General features: G+C 30.9%; 19 protein-coding genes. All 19 read right to left on the bottom strand.

Features of this window, described 5'->3' with window-relative positions:
* Positions 1 to 15 precede the first annotated feature (15 nt).
* The 19 genes from HCG76_RS19385 to HCG76_RS09610 all read right to left on the bottom strand — a co-directional run bounded on the left by HCG76_RS19385 (position 16) and on the right by HCG76_RS09610 (position 16,180).
* The gene (locus HCG76_RS19385) at positions 16 to 738 is read right to left on the bottom strand and encodes a BMC domain-containing protein (protein WP_221700138.1); all 723 of its coding nucleotides are present in this window, start codon (positions 736 to 738) and stop codon (positions 16 to 18) included.
* A 20-nt stretch (positions 739 to 758) separates the two neighbouring features.
* Positions 759 to 1,415, bottom strand: a complete 657-nt coding sequence (locus HCG76_RS09695) for a cupin domain-containing protein (protein ID WP_221700137.1) — start codon at positions 1,413 to 1,415, stop codon at positions 759 to 761.
* 31 nt (positions 1,416 to 1,446) lie between these two features.
* Complete coding sequence (locus HCG76_RS09690; RefSeq protein ID WP_195986535.1) at positions 1,447 to 1,710, bottom strand: EutN/CcmL family microcompartment protein; 264 nt, start codon at positions 1,708 to 1,710, stop codon at positions 1,447 to 1,449.
* Positions 1,707 to 2,009 carry a BMC domain-containing protein gene (locus tag HCG76_RS09685; protein ID WP_221700136.1) on the bottom strand — a complete coding sequence of 101 codons (303 nt, stop codon included), beginning with the start codon at positions 2,007 to 2,009 and terminating at the stop codon, positions 1,707 to 1,709. The genes HCG76_RS09690 and HCG76_RS09685 overlap by 4 nt, the downstream gene beginning before the upstream one ends.
* A 16-nt stretch (positions 2,010 to 2,025) precedes the next feature.
* Entirely contained in the window at positions 2,026 to 2,871 is an 846-nt protein-coding gene (eutJ, locus tag HCG76_RS09680; protein ID WP_221700135.1) for an ethanolamine utilization protein EutJ, read from the bottom strand.
* A 1-nt stretch (position 2,872) separates the two neighbouring features.
* Complete coding sequence (locus tag HCG76_RS09675) at positions 2,873 to 3,502, bottom strand: cobalamin adenosyltransferase (protein WP_221700134.1); 630 nt, start codon at positions 3,500 to 3,502, stop codon at positions 2,873 to 2,875.
* 13 nt (positions 3,503 to 3,515) lie between these two features.
* On the bottom strand, positions 3,516 to 3,953 hold the full coding sequence (locus HCG76_RS09670; protein WP_195986531.1) for a EutP/PduV family microcompartment system protein: 438 nt from the start codon (positions 3,951 to 3,953) through the stop codon (positions 3,516 to 3,518).
* Positions 3,950 to 4,303 carry a BMC domain-containing protein gene (locus HCG76_RS09665; RefSeq protein ID WP_221700133.1) on the bottom strand — a complete coding sequence of 118 codons (354 nt, stop codon included), beginning with the start codon at positions 4,301 to 4,303 and terminating at the stop codon, positions 3,950 to 3,952. Before HCG76_RS09665 ends, HCG76_RS09670 begins: the two co-directional genes overlap by 4 nt.
* Positions 4,304 to 4,317: 14 nt before the next feature.
* Positions 4,318 to 5,271 carry a choline TMA-lyase-activating enzyme gene (gene cutD / locus HCG76_RS09660; protein WP_221700132.1) on the bottom strand — a complete coding sequence of 318 codons (954 nt, stop codon included), beginning with the start codon at positions 5,269 to 5,271 and terminating at the stop codon, positions 4,318 to 4,320.
* Between the two features lie 65 nt (positions 5,272 to 5,336).
* Positions 5,337 to 7,880 (bottom strand): choline trimethylamine-lyase, encoded by a 2,544-nt coding sequence (gene cutC, locus HCG76_RS09655; RefSeq protein WP_221700131.1) that lies wholly within the window; start codon positions 7,878 to 7,880, stop codon positions 5,337 to 5,339.
* A gap of 4 nt (positions 7,881 to 7,884) precedes the next feature.
* On the bottom strand, positions 7,885 to 9,390 hold the full coding sequence (locus HCG76_RS09650; RefSeq protein WP_221700130.1) for an aldehyde dehydrogenase family protein: 1,506 nt from the start codon (positions 9,388 to 9,390) through the stop codon (positions 7,885 to 7,887).
* Positions 9,391 to 9,414: 24 nt separating this feature from the next.
* A complete protein-coding gene (locus HCG76_RS09645) occupies positions 9,415 to 9,714 on the bottom strand; it encodes a BMC domain-containing protein (protein ID WP_195986526.1) in 300 nt (99 codons plus the stop codon).
* Positions 9,715 to 9,731: 17 nt separating this feature from the next.
* A complete protein-coding gene (locus HCG76_RS09640; RefSeq protein WP_195986525.1) occupies positions 9,732 to 10,028 on the bottom strand; it encodes a BMC domain-containing protein in 297 nt (98 codons plus the stop codon).
* Positions 10,029 to 10,061: 33 nt separating this feature from the next.
* Positions 10,062 to 10,328 (bottom strand): hypothetical protein, encoded by a 267-nt coding sequence (locus HCG76_RS09635; protein ID WP_195986524.1) that lies wholly within the window; start codon positions 10,326 to 10,328, stop codon positions 10,062 to 10,064.
* 4 nt (positions 10,329 to 10,332) lie between these two features.
* Positions 10,333 to 11,415 carry a hypothetical protein gene (locus HCG76_RS09630; RefSeq protein WP_221700169.1) on the bottom strand — a complete coding sequence of 361 codons (1,083 nt, stop codon included), beginning with the start codon at positions 11,413 to 11,415 and terminating at the stop codon, positions 10,333 to 10,335.
* Positions 11,416 to 11,999: 584 nt separating this feature from the next.
* Entirely contained in the window at positions 12,000 to 12,824 is an 825-nt protein-coding gene (locus tag HCG76_RS09625; RefSeq protein WP_221700129.1) for a MerR family transcriptional regulator, read from the bottom strand.
* A gap of 175 nt (positions 12,825 to 12,999) precedes the next feature.
* Complete coding sequence (locus HCG76_RS09620) at positions 13,000 to 14,148, bottom strand: 1-propanol dehydrogenase PduQ (protein WP_221700128.1); 1,149 nt, start codon at positions 14,146 to 14,148, stop codon at positions 13,000 to 13,002.
* 280 nt (positions 14,149 to 14,428) lie between these two features.
* Positions 14,429 to 15,355 carry a transketolase family protein gene (locus HCG76_RS09615; protein ID WP_221700127.1) on the bottom strand — a complete coding sequence of 309 codons (927 nt, stop codon included), beginning with the start codon at positions 15,353 to 15,355 and terminating at the stop codon, positions 14,429 to 14,431.
* A 12-nt stretch (positions 15,356 to 15,367) separates the two neighbouring features.
* A complete protein-coding gene (locus tag HCG76_RS09610) occupies positions 15,368 to 16,180 on the bottom strand; it encodes a transketolase (RefSeq protein ID WP_221700126.1) in 813 nt (270 codons plus the stop codon).
* Positions 16,181 to 16,183 lie beyond the last annotated feature (3 nt).

The raw sequence follows: 16,183 nt of genomic DNA, 5'->3' as shown, positions 1-16,183 counted from the left end.
CCCCTTTAGCTAGAATCATTTCTTTTTATAATTTTCTTTTAACTTACTAATTAATGTTTTTTTATCCATTTTAGAAATTGTCTTATTAGTTAATTCAAGCTCTTTATACTCTCTTACTAATTTTCTGACCTTAGAAATTTTTAAGTTATTCAGTAGTCCTATGGCTTCTTCTAATCCCTTTTCATCTACCATCTTATCTATTTCTTCTTTATTTAAATCAGCCTCAAGCTCTTCGCCATTATCTTCATTATCTAAAGATTCAATTTCTAAATCTTCAATTATTTCATTTTGTAATACTTCATTTACTGCTTTTTCAACCATATTTACTAAAGATTTTTCTTCTATATTCTTATCAATCTTATCAATTTCTTCTATAGGTAATTTTCCCTTATCATAACTATCTTCTGAAGCTATTTCCTCAGAAATTACTTGTTTAGAATCTTTTTCTTTTCTATCTATTGCCGGTGTAGTTTCTATTATGCTCTCTAAATCGTAATGTGGTCTTGCAATTACATGATGTGAAACTAAACTCTTTTCATTTAACCTATTTACTGCTGATACTCCAGCATCAACAGCTGATTTAACAGCACCAATATCACCAGTTATAGTAATTGAAACATATCCACCACCTATATAGACTTTTTCAAGGATATTAACATTTGCAGACTTAACCATTGCATCTGCTGCCTCAATTGACGCTAGTAATCCTTTAGTTTCTATCATTCCTATAGCTTGCATCTATACGACCTCCTTAAGTATTAAAGTAAATCTGCCCAATTTGCTGGATAAGTTGCATAGAATAATCTTGCCTTATTAGGTGATCCCCAAACTACTTTTGAGTTCTTTGGAACAAATAAAACGTCGCCTTCATTAGCTGTATACGTTTTACCATTAATTTCAACAGTTATAGTTCCTTCAATAACATAATCAATTTCTTCATATGTTAATTGCCATTCAAAATTTGAGTTTTCAATAGTTAAAAATCCAGCACTCATTTTAGATTCATCTTTATTAACTAATTCTTGAAAGTAGACCTTGTTATCGGGATTTCCAGTATCAAAGTAATCCATCTTCACGGTATTTCCTCTAACAACCTTTAATCCACTTTCATCACACTCTGCGTTAAACTTAGCCATATTGGAATTTGCTAATATTTGTAGCATCTCTTGAAGTAATCCTTCATTTATAATAGTCTTAAACATTTGAAGTAATTTTTGGCTATCTAAATTTTCAGTAATATTAGAAGTAGCTACTTCTTTTTTCTCAGTAATCTTATTTGTAGTAATCTCTATTCCATTATTTTTTGCTATATCTTTAGCAGATGGTGTTAAAATAGTATTTCCTTCAATAAAGAATACTTTTTCATTAGTCTCCAAAAATTCTTCCATGTCTTTAGCACAAATTAGTTTCTTCACACTCTCACATCCTTTCAATGGATTTAAAACCTTACCTAAAGTTACAATCCTCATCTATGATTCCAATTACCGCTGCATCAACTGGTATATCATCATTTCCAAGCATCCTTCTAGCTGCTGAGCCTGTACTTACAATAACTCTATCTCCAATTCCAGCGCCAATATTATCTACCACTATAAGCCTTCTCCCTTGTGAGCTTCCACCTATTTCTTCTGCTAACATAAACTTTAAGCCTTGAAGACTATCCGCTTTTCTAGTTGCCCAAATACTATCAATTAACCTAGCAGTTATCATAAGCTATTTCCTTCTTTCATTTTTAATTTAATCTCCTCTATTGCAGACTGCACTGATGATGTATCTCCTAAAATAGCGATTGAAGTCATATGCTGAGGGCAGACTCCCTTAATATCTTCAACTAATACACCCGCTGATTTTTCGGCTATATCTATTGCATAAATCATTTCTATTAATTTACCTTGCATAAGTCCAATTGCAGAAACTTCTTCTAATACAGCTCTTCCCTCTGCTCCCATTCTCTTGCTGAGCGCACGCTTTACTCCATCTGTTGGTGATTTTATTAATTTAAAATCCATACATCATCATCTCCATCTAATCAATAATCTTATCAGTACAACTAAGGGCTATACCTAGAGGAGTTACAAACATAGGGTTCTTTGGCTTATAGGTATATATTTTAGTTTGCTTTTCAATTACTTCCTCAATTCCTTCAAGACAAGCTGTTCCACCTACCAATGAAATTTCTTTAACATAATGATCTTTAACATGAATATTTATAATAGATCCAACCTTTTCAATTACTGGTTTTAATATTGGAAGCAACTCTTTATGATTCTTTTTATTTCTTTTAAACTTATCTGCATCATCAAAGTTTATTCCATAAGCACCAGCTACAACTAATGAAAAATGAGTTCCACCTGTTGGTTCATCAGCAACATAAACTACCTTCCCATCTTTTATTATCGATGTTCCAGTAGTACCACCTCCAATATCAACCACAGCTCCATTTTGAATCTTTAACACTTCATTTGCTGCTGTCGGCTCATCTAAAAGATTTGTTAATTCAAATCCTGCTGCTTGTACTACATTTTTAATAGCTCCACCATCAATTGATTCTGTACCAGGTGGTATTGCTGCTGCCGCATATAAAAGCTCTTCTCCAAGCTTTTCTTCTATTTCGTTTTTTAATTCTCTTACAATTCTTATAGCTCCTATATAATCAACTACCATTCCATCTTTTACTACATCAGCATATCTATAAGCACCTGCAACTGGTCTTTTATTTTCATCTAAAACTGCTAGTACTACACATGCTGTTCCGAGATCCACTCCCGTGTAATATATTTTAGACTTCTCTAAGATTGGCTTTTCTATAACCTTTTCAAACTGATCTACTAATTCATCACAATACTCAAATATATTTTTATTTTCTGCCACTTTATATTTCACCTGCTTCTTTTTTAATCATTCCAGATAATGTTGCCTCTATTTCATAGATATTTTTTAATATACCTTCTAAAACCTCAGCTCCCTCAAAATCAAGGATAACTTCATATTTAAATTCTTCAAGTTTACAAAACAAATAGTATAAGTTTAATAACTCTTTACTATTTTCTAGATGTATATAAACATCTGTAACCTCAATATCAGCAAAATTTTTATTACTATTTTTAGGAGTTGTAATTTCTAATTCACAGGTTCCTTCTATAAACTCTCTGATACCTCTAATATGCCTTCCCAAATCAATTATTTTTTGAGTTAATTTAATATCCTCATTTAACATTTCACTAGCAGAGCTTAAGAACAATGCTTCTAAAGCCTTTAATTTATAAAGTAACTTTTTTTCCTTTAAATTTTCATCACTTTTTATTTTTTCAGCTTCAACGTCTTGTTTTTTTAAAGCTTCTTGGTTATCTGTAGGCAAATTACTATTCATTTTTATCCCTTTATCTAATAAATACTGTCTCCCACCAGGCGTAAGTCTCTCATTAGTTTTTAAATCAAAATTTATAAAGGGCTCTTTTCTATATAAATCCTTCAAATACTCTTCAGTAATAAACTTAAGCATGTTCTTTATTCACCTACCTATTTAGTAGGTATTCTTTTAGCTCCTTAATACCTACTTCATCATTTTTACTAATTAAAAAGTAAGGTTCTTTAACACCGATTCTTTTTAATTGTTTTTTGCACTTTTCAAGATTATTAAAATCATTATCTACTTTATTAATGACTCCTATAATCTCATTATTAAATGAAAGTCCAAATCCATCTGAATAAACTTCATTTGGATTTTCATAATCTACAATAATTACTATTTTAGAAGCATCCTGTGCTAAGGCAATTATATGCTTATACATCCCTGTATTTTCAATGTATGAACTTGGAATATCCATAGTATTTTCACCATAAATAACATCAGCTGTTCTCTTTAAAGGTCCATTATAATTATTTAAATAGTTAACAATTGTAGTTTTCCCTGACCTACTAGGTCCAACAACCATTATTCTTTTCTTTCTCATGTTCTAGTTATAGGACATACTGTAAAACCTAACATATTTTTAAATGTTTCATTTACTCCCTCAAGTGCTGTATAAACGCTATCAACATCGCCATTTATCAATACAGATCCTGTAAACCTATCTAAGAATCCAATTTCAACATCCGCTATCTTAGTTGCAATGTCTGCTGCTATTATTGCAGTTTCATAAGGTGTTAAGGTTAAGATTCCTATTGCTCCTTTTTCATCTACTCCTAGTCTTTCATATATATCTGGCATAGGTGACGCTATAATATGAGATATTGTAATTTGCTTTCCTGGTACTGATTCCTGTATTACTCTTTGGATATTTCTATCCTTTAAACCTTCCATACTTTAAACCTTCTTTAATGCCTAACTACCCTAGCTGGCATATCATACTCTTTAATATAAGATTCTATTCTATCTAAATCCTCATTTGACAGACTTGGATCATCATAAACTTGATATTCAATACCTAATTGGTTATATTTATTTACACCCATCTTGTGATAAGGTAAAAGATCAATTCCCTTAAAGTTTTTATAATCTTTATACGGTGCTAGAAATTCCATAGCTTTTTTTATAGCCTTTTCATAATCATTAACTCCCTTTAATAATGGCATACGTATTTGTACGTTATACTTATTTTGAAGTAATGTTTTTAAGTTTTCTAAAATCTGCTCGTTTCTAACACCTGTCCATTTAAGATGCTCATCTGAGTTCATATGTTTAATATCAAATAAGAATAAATCAGTATATTCTGCAACTTTTAAGATATTTTCAGTAGTTGTATAACCTGATGTTTCTATTGCAGTATTTATTCCTGCATTTTTACATGCCATAAGTAGACTTCTTGCAGCTTCAGGCTGCATTAAAACTTCTCCTCCACCTAATGTAACTCCACCACCAGACATCTCATAAAAAGTTCTATCCTCTTCAATTACTTCTAAAAGCTCTGATATAGTTTTTTCCTCACCTAAAATATCAATTGCTGATTGAGTACAAATATCTGCACATCTTTTACATCCTAAACAATCAATACTCCTATTAATCTCATGCTTATTAGTTAAACTGTTTATTGTGTGAATTCCAACTGGACAAACTTCTGTACATTCTCCACAATCTAAGCAAAGATTGCTCTTTAACATAACTCTATTTTTCTTCATCATCCCCTCTGGATTTGCACACCATTTACAACGTAACGGACATCCTTGAAAGAAAACTATAGTTCTAACTCCAGGTCCATCATACATATTGTATTTTTGTATATTGAAAATTCTTGCCTTCCTTTCAATAATTCCATTTGTATTATTACTCATATCTAAACTCCTAAGCTTTCTTGAAGTCATGTAGAAATTACTCTTCTACATGATCTATGGTTTTATTAAAAATGTGTAAGCATTGTTCTACTTATAATTTCATCTTGAACATCCTTACATAACTCAACAAAGTATGCACTATAACCGGCAACTCTAACTATTAAATCTCTATACTTTTCTGGATTCTTTTGAGCTTCAATTAATGTATTATTATCTAAATAATTGAATTGAACTTCTCCTAATTGTAAAGCACAAGCACTTCTTAATAATGTTATAAGTCCTTGCTCTCCTTCTGGAGTATCAAGTAATCCTGATATTAATTTGAAGTTATGAACCATTCCTATATTCATATTGTCACAAGCCATTTTTGAAACTGATTTAATAATAGCTGTTGGACCTTTAACATCAGCTCCTTGAGTTGGACTTATACCATCTGATAATGGTGTCCAAGCTCTACGTCCATTTGCAGTTGCTCCTGTTAATTGACCAAATGGTGTATTATTTGAAATTGATAGTGTTCCATGACTTAACACTGAATATAACGTTTTATATTTTCTATGTTCCATTTCTGTAAAATGAATTAATTCTGCTCCAATATAATCAGCATAATCATCATCATTACCGTATTTTGGTGCTTCTAAACAATCTTTTCTTAATCTTTCATATCCAACAAAATCTGCTTTTAAAGCTTCATTTATTTCTCTTAATGTATATTTCTTTTCTTCAAATACTAATTTTTTAATTGCTGCCATTGAATCAATGTAAGTTGCAAGTCCACTCCATACAACCCCAGGTCCGAAGTTATACATTGCTCCTCCAGCTTCTACACCTCTTCCTTTTTCCATGCAACCTTCATACATAATTGACATAAGTGGTTTTGGTGCAAGCTCCTTATGAACTCTTTGTGAAATTACTGTAGCAACACTTGTCCACTTAGTTATATATTTAATTTGCGCTTTAACAGCTTCTTCAAACTGTTCATAAGTTTTAAAATTATCTATATCCCCTAAATCTGGGCATACTTGCTTTCCGTACCATAGTGGTACACCATTATTAAGAGCAAGCTCTATACATATTGGCCATTGAGTATATGCTGTTGAAGTCCATTGATATAATCTTCCTGATTTTTGTGGTTCAACACATCCCATTAAGCAGTAATCTCTAGCATCTTCAATTGATACACCCTTTGCAAGCATCATTTTTATATGAACATCATCAAAGTGACAAGCTGGGAATCCCATTCCTGCTCTAATTACTTGAACAATTTTCTTTAAGTACTCTTGTGGTGATGATTTATGAATACGACAAGCTAATGATGGTTGATAAATTTTAACATGTCTAACTGCATCCATTAATAAATAAGTTAATTCGTTAGTTGCATCTCTACCTTCTCTTGTCACTCCACCAACACACATATTTACAAATGGTTGATATCCCGCAAAGAATTTTGATCCGCCTTCACTTGTAATCCACATCATTTCAGACATTTTAATTAACATACAACCCGCAAGTTCGAATGCCTCAAATTCAGTCATTCTACCAGCTTCTAAATCAGCTTTAAAGAATGGATACATATACTGGTCAACACGTCCAATTGACATACCTGTTTGATTTTCTTCAACTACTAAAAGTGATTCTATTGTCCAAACAGCTTGAATAGCTTCCCAGAAAGTTTCAGGTTTATGAGCTGGAACCTTTGCATTTACTTCTGAAATTTTTAATAATTCAGCTTTTCTCTTTGGATCTGTTTCTTTTTCAGCTAATTCTTTAGCATATTCAGACATACGCTTAGCATAAATAATTACACCTTCAGCTGTGTCTATAATTGATTTATAGAAGTATATTTTTTCGATATCTTCTGGATTTGCGTAGTTAAGATTTTTTAATTTTTCTTCAGCTTCTTTTACTACATCAAGCATACCTTTTTTCATTAAGATAACATCATATCCCGGATTTGAGTCTCCTCCACCATTTACTGCATGGTATGAACAATCAGAAACAAAAGATTCCCCTGATAATTCCCAAACTCCAGCTTCTCTATATTGATCTTCACAATACTCATCTACTGATTTACCTTCCCAAAATGGGAATAACTCTTCTCTCATAAACTTCTTATCTTCTTCTGAGATATAGAATGGGTCTTGTGGTCTTTCCCCAATTGTATCTATTTCATCAACCATCCATCTCCAAGCTATATCAGGAGAGAATGCTCCAGCTCTTGGTGCACCATTTGGAGCCCCAACTATAAGCTCATGATCTTGAATTACAAGAGGAGCAGTTTCACAACAATGTTTAAAGCATTTACCTCTTAATATTGACTTTGGTGTTCCTGGATTTTGTTTAGCTATTTCAGTAATAGCTCTTGCTCTATGAGTTGTAATTGATGGTACATGTTTTAAGTAATTTTCTTTAAGCATAGCTAAACGCTCTGTAATACCTTCTGGTACTTTCCCATCATTTTTACAAGCAACTGGCTCTATCGTTTTTTTATCTTCCTTTTTTATTTCATCTGAAACGCTCTCAAACATTTTTAGTAATGCAGCTCTTTCTTGTTCTGACATATTTTGAGTAGCTTCCATAAATTTATTGGAAAATTCACAAATATCCATTTCTTTACTCCTTTTCATATTTATTCTTTTCTTTTAAAATCTCTTTTAATATATTTTTTAATAATTTAACATTATCTAAAGATTCTTCTTTTTTTGTATCTTCTAAATCTAGAATTATATTCTCATTTACTCCAATACTTTTTAAAAGTTCTTCTTTATTTCTAACCTCGAAACCAACTTTTCTTATATAAACTAAATTCATTGGAGAAACATTATCTGATGTCATACCTTTCCCCACTGATCCACTTCCTAATGTCATTGATGGAAATAAATTTGTAGTTCCACCCATACTTCCAAAAACACCAGAAGTATTTACCAGTATTCTTCCAACTGGTTTCTTTAATGCAAATTGTTTTATTACTTCATTATCATTTGAGTGAATTACAAGTGTATGACCTTGCCTCTCACTTAAAAGAAGTTCTATACACTTTTCACAAGCATGCATCCAATCATCTTCTATGTAGAAAGAAAGAACTGGACATAATCTTTCTCTAGAATGTGGATTATCTAAAGAAACATATTTTTCATTAGAAATTAAAACTTTTATATTAGATGCAACTCTAAAACCTGCTCTTTTTGCTAAAATTTGTGGTGACTTTCCTAAAAACTCTTTTACAAAGCTTCCATCTTTATTAAATAGCAACTTTCCTAAAGCTTTAGATTCTTCATCAGTCATAAAGTAAGCCCCTTTTTTAATAAGCTCATCTTTAACATCTTTAGCAATTATACTGTCAACAACTATTGACTGCTCTGCGCCAGATACTACTCCATAGTCAAAACTTTTGCTATCAATAATATCCTTAACCGCTTTTGATATATCAGCAGTTCTTTCTATAAAAGCTGGTCCATTTCCATTTCCACCATAAATCATTGGTTTTCCTGATTTTTTAGCATACTCTAAAATTTCATCAACACCTGTATTCATAATTAATGAAGTATCCTTATGTTTCATAAGCTCGTATGACCCACTATCTGAAACAACACTTAAATATGATAAAGCTCCCTCTGGAAGTCCATAACCTTCTGCAGCTCTAATTAAAATATCCAAAGTTCTCTTCATAACTTTTTTAGCTCTTGGATTAAGAGAAAAAACAATTGCATTTCCTGATTTTATGGCTATTGTAGCCTTATAAATTATTGTTGAAACAGGGCTTGTCTCAGGACAGAATGCTGCAATAACCCCTATTGGAACTCCTATATCCATAGTTTTATTTTTTTCATCTGTTCCAATAACTCCTACACATTTCATATCCTTTAATCGATTTCTTAAATAAGTTATTACAAACTTATCTTTTACTAGCTTGTCTTCAACTTTGCCTAAGTCAGTTTCTTCAAATGAAAGTCTAGCTAATTCATTTACATATTCTTCTACCACCTCAAGAATTCTATATGAAATTTCATCTAATTTTTCTTGTGAAAAAGTAGCTAATTTTTTTTGAGCTTCCCTTGCATTCTCGACAAGTATTCTAGCTTCTTGCATGGAGAGTAAATCATTGTCTATAATATTCATTCTCTTCTCCCCTCTTCATAATTTTTATATTGATTCTATAGCATACTTATCAATGATTTTTTGCAAATCATTATGTGGCCTTGCAATAACTACTGAACTATAAAGATTTCCACCTTCCATCTCTTGAACGGCTCTAACCCCTGTATCTACAGCTGCTCTACAAGCTCCAACATCACCAGTTACTATTACTGAAATATATCCAGATGCTACATTTTCATATCCAACTAATTCAACATCTGCTGCTTTACACATAGCGTCTGCTGCTTCTAAAGCAAAAACTAATCCGAAAGTTTCAATTAATCCTATGGCTTCATGTCTAATCATAATTAACTCTTCCCCTCTTACTCATCTATATCATGTACTGATACTATTTTTCCAACTTCTCTAATCGGTCTTGGCATTACATTTTTAGCTGTAAGCTTTCCAATTGCAGCGGCTGCCTCTGCCCCAACCTCAACTGCTGCCTTTACGGCTGCAACATCACCTTTTACCATTATAGTAACTAAAGTTGAACCTATATTTTCATATGAAACTAATTCAACATTTGCGGCTTTTAGCATTTTATCCGCTGCCTCAAGGGCCGGAACTAAGCCAATCGTTTCTACTAATCCTAAAGCTTCATCACCATAATATTTCATTTAAAATACCTCCTATTTTAAATATCCTAAAATTTAATCTTTTATATAGCTATTAATTGCTGCCTTACTTTCTTCAGTAGCATGATAGAAAATTTCAAGATCATCATTTTTATCTAAATCTACTCTAGTTTCTTCAATTAATCCATTTGCTTCCGCTGTAAGTAATGCATTTATTATTTCATTCTTATTAAATGTTCTTAAACTTTTATAATCATCTTTCAGATCTTCCATAACATTATTAACAGAAGCCTCTTCAACTGTTGTAAAGTATTTTAAAATAGCATAGTTAAGTGGTTTCATATTCTTATGCCTCCTTCTTTCTAAATAAATCTAAAGGATTCATTGCAATAGTCAATATACCAAACATCATGATTATAGCTCCTACCCATGCTATTGCAGGGATTGTCCATCCTTCCATACCAGCTGCAACTCCTAAAATTAAGTAACAAGCAAATGGTCCAAAGAATGAATATGTTCCATTACAAGCTGTTCCAAGTCCAGCTCCACACATACTATTTCCTTTATACCAAGTCATGAAAGTTAAGAATGTTAATAATCCACTTAAAACGAACCAAATCATTGCTGGGCCACTAGTAAAAGCTTCTATTACTAATTTATTTGAAATACCAATTCCACCAGCCATTACACCCATTATAGGAACTACTATAAATAAATTTGCTATACCTGATGATAATTGACGAATACAAATTCCGATTTGAGGATCAACCATAGTTGATGCATATCCAGCAACACATCCTTCAAATCCCCATCCTAAGGCTGCAATTATTGCTATTAAAATTCCAAGTATGAATCCATCTGAAACGCCTCCTGAAAATCCTGTGCTTCCAATTAAGAAACTTGCACATACACAAATTACAATTCCTACAGACATACGTTTCGTAATTTCTTGTTTATATAATATTTTTCCAAGTATTGCAGCTATTGCTGGACAAAGAGCTGATATTGGAACTATTATAGGCCCTGCCATTTGAAGTGCTACAACATATGCTGTCCCTGCAATTGGCCCTCCTAAAAGTGCTGCCAATATAATTGTTCTTCCTGGCTTACTATTTAAACATCTTAAAAAATCTTTAAACTTACCTTGTACTAATGAATTTCCAATTGCCCAAACAGCACTACAGCTATCATTTATTGCATTTCCAAGAGCTGCAAGTAAATATACAATTACAAATGTTGAAAGTCCTGCTTTGTTTGCACCATACCAATCTGCCCAAACACCCTTACTCATACCCATAGTTAAGAATGCTGTGTAGAATCCATATGAAACACCCGAAAATAACGCAATCGCTATTCCTTTCTTAAAAAAATTACTTTTCATTTTTGCTTTTAATTCTAAAGCTCTAGCAGTTCTTTCTTTGCTATTCATTTTAGAATCAACTCCTACAGAAATATCCGTCATAAAGCAATTCTCCTCCTTTTTATTAAATTTATATTTAATAAATTGAATTACTCAAAAGATTTTTTATTCTATTTAAGTAATCATTTTATTTTCATAAAATATGCAAAACATTAAATTAAACGCTTACATAAAGGTTGAGGTTTAACTTTTAAATAAACCCTTTAAACTTTTGTCAATTTTTTGTCATATTAGAATATTAGATAATCTTATTTTTCTCTCTGGTATTTTCAACTAAATTATAATCCCTCCCCCTAAGTTCAATGTCAATATTAATTTTTTATTAACTTTTATTTATTATTCGTTTACATATTTATAATTAAATTTAATTATATCCCCAAAAAAAATAATATTATGTTATATTTACATTAATTTCACATTCGTTTTTTTGTAATTTTTTGACGATTTTCTTCGTGTAATATTAATGTAAAAAAAAAGAAGGTTCAACTCTAAATTGAACCTCCCTTTAAAACCTTCCCCTTAGATTTAAGGTTTGCTTTTAACTTTAATAATTAATAGCTATTAATTTTTTTATTCATTATAATTCATATATTTTAACTCTTAATTTTAATCATAACTTCTGTAACATAATTATTCGAATCCTTACTTGTCCAATAATCTACTACATATCTTTCATAGCAACTATCTTCAGCTTCATAGCCATGTCTTTCTATCCAATCTAATATTTTATTATAAGTATCTAAAATATTATCGTGAGATCCTATATGATAGCAAGATGCCACAAATATATCTCCAAACTCTATAGTCCTTGCTTCATCAGTTTTTAAAAGACCTTTTTGAATTATTCTCATGCTTTTACAACTTCCCTTCATCTTACACTTATATGATGGAAATTGAATAATAACAGGTCCTGTTATGGCATTTCCTATACTCTCAATATAATTAGTAAATTCAATATTTATTATGGAATCCATATAATCATAGCTAAACTTTTGATCTAAAAATAACATTTCATTTTTTTCAATATATTTTGCAGATACTTCACAAAGATTATTATCAATTACCATTTTGGCTTCTTTAACTAAAGAATGCCAGTCCTTAATTGATTTTTTCTTTAATACTAATTTTTTTTCTAACTCCTCTAGCTCCTCAATCTTTTCTCTAAAACTTTCCTCTATTTCCTTGCATTCAGATTTATAAATTAAATTTTTAATTTCCTCAAGTTTAAATCCACTTTGCTTATAATACTTTATAACCGGTATCGATAACATATTCTTTTTACTATAATACCTATATCCATTTTCATGACAAATTTCATCTGGTGATAAAATACCAAGCTTATCATAGTATCTTAATGTCTTTTTACTGATTCTACAGGTTTTCTCCACTTTGCCAATATAATACATTTCACTATTCATATGTCTACCCCCTAGAACTTTAACTAACTATGTTATATTTTTAACTTTCTTTAATATATGAATTTCTTACAATTATTTTTTATTAATACTTTAATATTTGATAAACGAAAATAAGCTGCATTCTGCTAAAATAACCTTAAATCATTCGCACTGCAACCTATTTTACGTATATATATTATTTATTTCCTATAATTCTATCTAATAATTTTTCTAAATCTTCTCTTGAAACATCTACTGGATTTGCCTTTGTACAAATATCTTTTAAAGCAGCATTTAATATTTCCTCTTTTGCGCCTAAAACAATATTTATATCTACACCAAGTTCCATTAAAGTTTGTGGAATATTTAATTTTTTTTGAAGTTCAAATATATTTTTAATTAAATTATTTACCCCAATAACTGTACTATTTGCATTCATATCTAAAAGTTTTGCAAGTCTTGAATACTTTTTCGCAACTTCACTGCATTCTTGCATATATAGTTTATTATCTAATCCTGAATTAAACTCCATAACATAAGGTAGTATTATTGCATTTGCTTTACCATGTGGAATGTGAAGCTTTCCTCCTATAGCATGAGCTAAACTATGAGTAATTCCAAGTCCTGATGAATTAAAAGCCATTCCAGCAAGGCATGAAGCATTATGAAGTCCTTCCCTTGCTTCAATATCATTTCCATTATTATAAGCCCTTAAAATATTATTATAAGCTAATGTTAAGGCTTTCTCAGCTAATGCATCTGAAAAATCAGTTGCTGTATTTGAAACATAAGCTTCAATTGCATGAGTAATAACATCCATACCTGTATCAGCTGTAATGCTTTTCGGAACTGATTTTACAAGTTCTGGATCTAATATTGCTACATCGGGAAGTAGTGATTTATCGGCTAAAGCATATTTTAAATTTTCTTCTTTATTTGTAATTACTGCATACTCAGTTACTTCTGAGCCTGTACCACTCGTAGTTGGTATTGCATAAAATTTAATATCCCTATAATCTGCCTTAAATAAATTTTTGTAATACTCTCTAATGGCTTTTGCTCCATCTATTGATGAGCCTCCACCTAAAGCAATAATAATATCTGCTCCTAACTTTCTTAACTTTTGAACTCCAAAAGCTACAATCTGTACACTTGGATCTGGAACAATATCGCTGTAAATTGAAACTTCACAATTATCTAACTTACTAGCAACCTTATCAGCTATTCCACTAGTTTTCATAAAATTATCACAGATAATAAGAACCTTTTTATTAGATATTTCACTTAATTTATCTAATGCTTTATCTCCAAAATATATCTTAGTATTTATACTAAATTCTTTCATATTTACATTCTCCTTATTTTATAAATTCAAAGATGTAAATAAGCTATCTAATTTCTATTCTAATAATTTGACAAAATTTATTAATTATATTCTATCATATTTTACCCATTTATGAAATGTAATCAATATATTTTTATAATCATATTTAGTAAAGTTTATTTTATTTATCTTTTTTAATAGTAAATAACTAATAACTATAAAAAAAGATATTTACAAGCAATTAACATTCACTTGGAAATATCCTTTTCTAGCTATCTATAAATTTTCCCTTTAAATAATATTATCCAATTATATTTCTTATTTCCTCAATAATTTTTTCAGCTGTTAATCCATACTTCTCCATTAATTCATTAGGAGTTCCTGATTCACCAAATGTATCTTGAATTCCCACCATCTTGACCTTAGTTGGACACTCATTACATACTACTTGTGAAACCATTGCACCAAGGCCTCCTATTATAGAGTGCTCTTCTGCTGTTACTATTCCCTTAGTTTCCTTTGCTGCTTTTATTATTATTTCTCTATCTATAGGCTTAATTGTTGACATATTAATAACTCTTACATTAATACCTTCAATTTCTAAAGCTTTTGATGCTTCTATAGCTTTTTGAACCATCATTCCTGTAGCAATTACTGTTACATCATTTCCGGCTCTAATCTCTGTTCCTTTTCCTATTTCAAACTTATAATCATCACCAAATATATCTTCAGTATTGCATCTTCCAAATCTTAAATAAACTGGGCCATACATTTCTGCTGCTGCCTTTGTCGCTTGCATAGTTTCTCTATGATCTGCTGGTACTATAACAGTCATATTTGGAAGTGAATTCATTAAAGCTATATCTTCAACTGATTGGTGTGATCCACCATCCTCCCCTACTGTTATACCAGCATGAGTTGCTGCTATTTTTACATTAACCTTTGGATAACATATTGAGTTTCTAATTATTTCAAAAGCTCTTCCTGTTGCAAAAACTGCAAATGTACTAGCAAATGGTACACATCCCACATTAGCAAGTCCTGCTGCCATTCCCATTAAATTTTGTTCAGCTATTCCAACATTGAAAAATCTTTCACCAAATTCTTTCTTAAAGTCTGCTGTTTTTGTTGATTTAGAAAGATCCGCATCTAATACTACAACATTATTATTTTCTCTTCCTAATTCAACTAGTGCCATTCCATATGATTCTCTTGTTGCTTTTCCCATTTTTAGATCCTCCTACCCATTTATATCCATTAATGCTTTTTCTCTTTGTTCATTATTAGGAGCTTGTCCATGCCATCCTGCTTCATTTTCCATAAAACTTACGCCTTTACCTTTTACTGTTTTTGCAATTATTACACTTGGCTTTCCTTGAATTCTGTCTATTATATTCATAGCTTCATGTATTTCATCAAAATCATGACCATCACAAGTAATTACATTGAATCCAAAACTTTTAAATTTTTCATCCAAAGGATTTATTCCCATTACCTCTTCATTATTTCCGTCAATTTGAAGTCCATTATTATCTATAATAATTACTAAATTATCTAATTTGTAATGTGCTGCTGCCATAGCAGCTTCCCATACTAATCCTTCTTGAAGTTCACCATCACCTAAAACAGTATATACCTTAGCTGGATTTTTCTTATATTTAAGTCCTAATGCCATTCCAACAGCATTTGATACCCCCTGCCCTAACGAACCTGTTGAAACATCAACCCCTGATATTTTTTTAGCATCCGGATGTCCTTGAAGCATTGCTCCAATTTTTCTTAAATTCTTTAATTCATCCTTAGAAAAGAATCCTTTTTCAGCAAGGACTGCATAAAGAGCTGGAGCTGCATGACCTTTACTTAATACAAATCTATCCCTATTTTCATCCTTAGGATTATTTGCATCTACATTCATCTTTTCATAATAAAGATATGTAATTATATCAGCACAAGATAATGATCCACCCGGATGACCTGATTTTGATTCATATAACATTTCTATAATATTTGTTCTAACATCTTTTGATTTAGAAATTAACATTTCCTTATTCATTTT

Source organism: Clostridium sp. K13 (assembly GCF_019734195.1).
GTDB lineage: Bacteria > Bacillota > Clostridia > Clostridiales > Clostridiaceae > Clostridium.
This window is presented reverse-complemented; position numbering and strand designations above follow the sequence as displayed.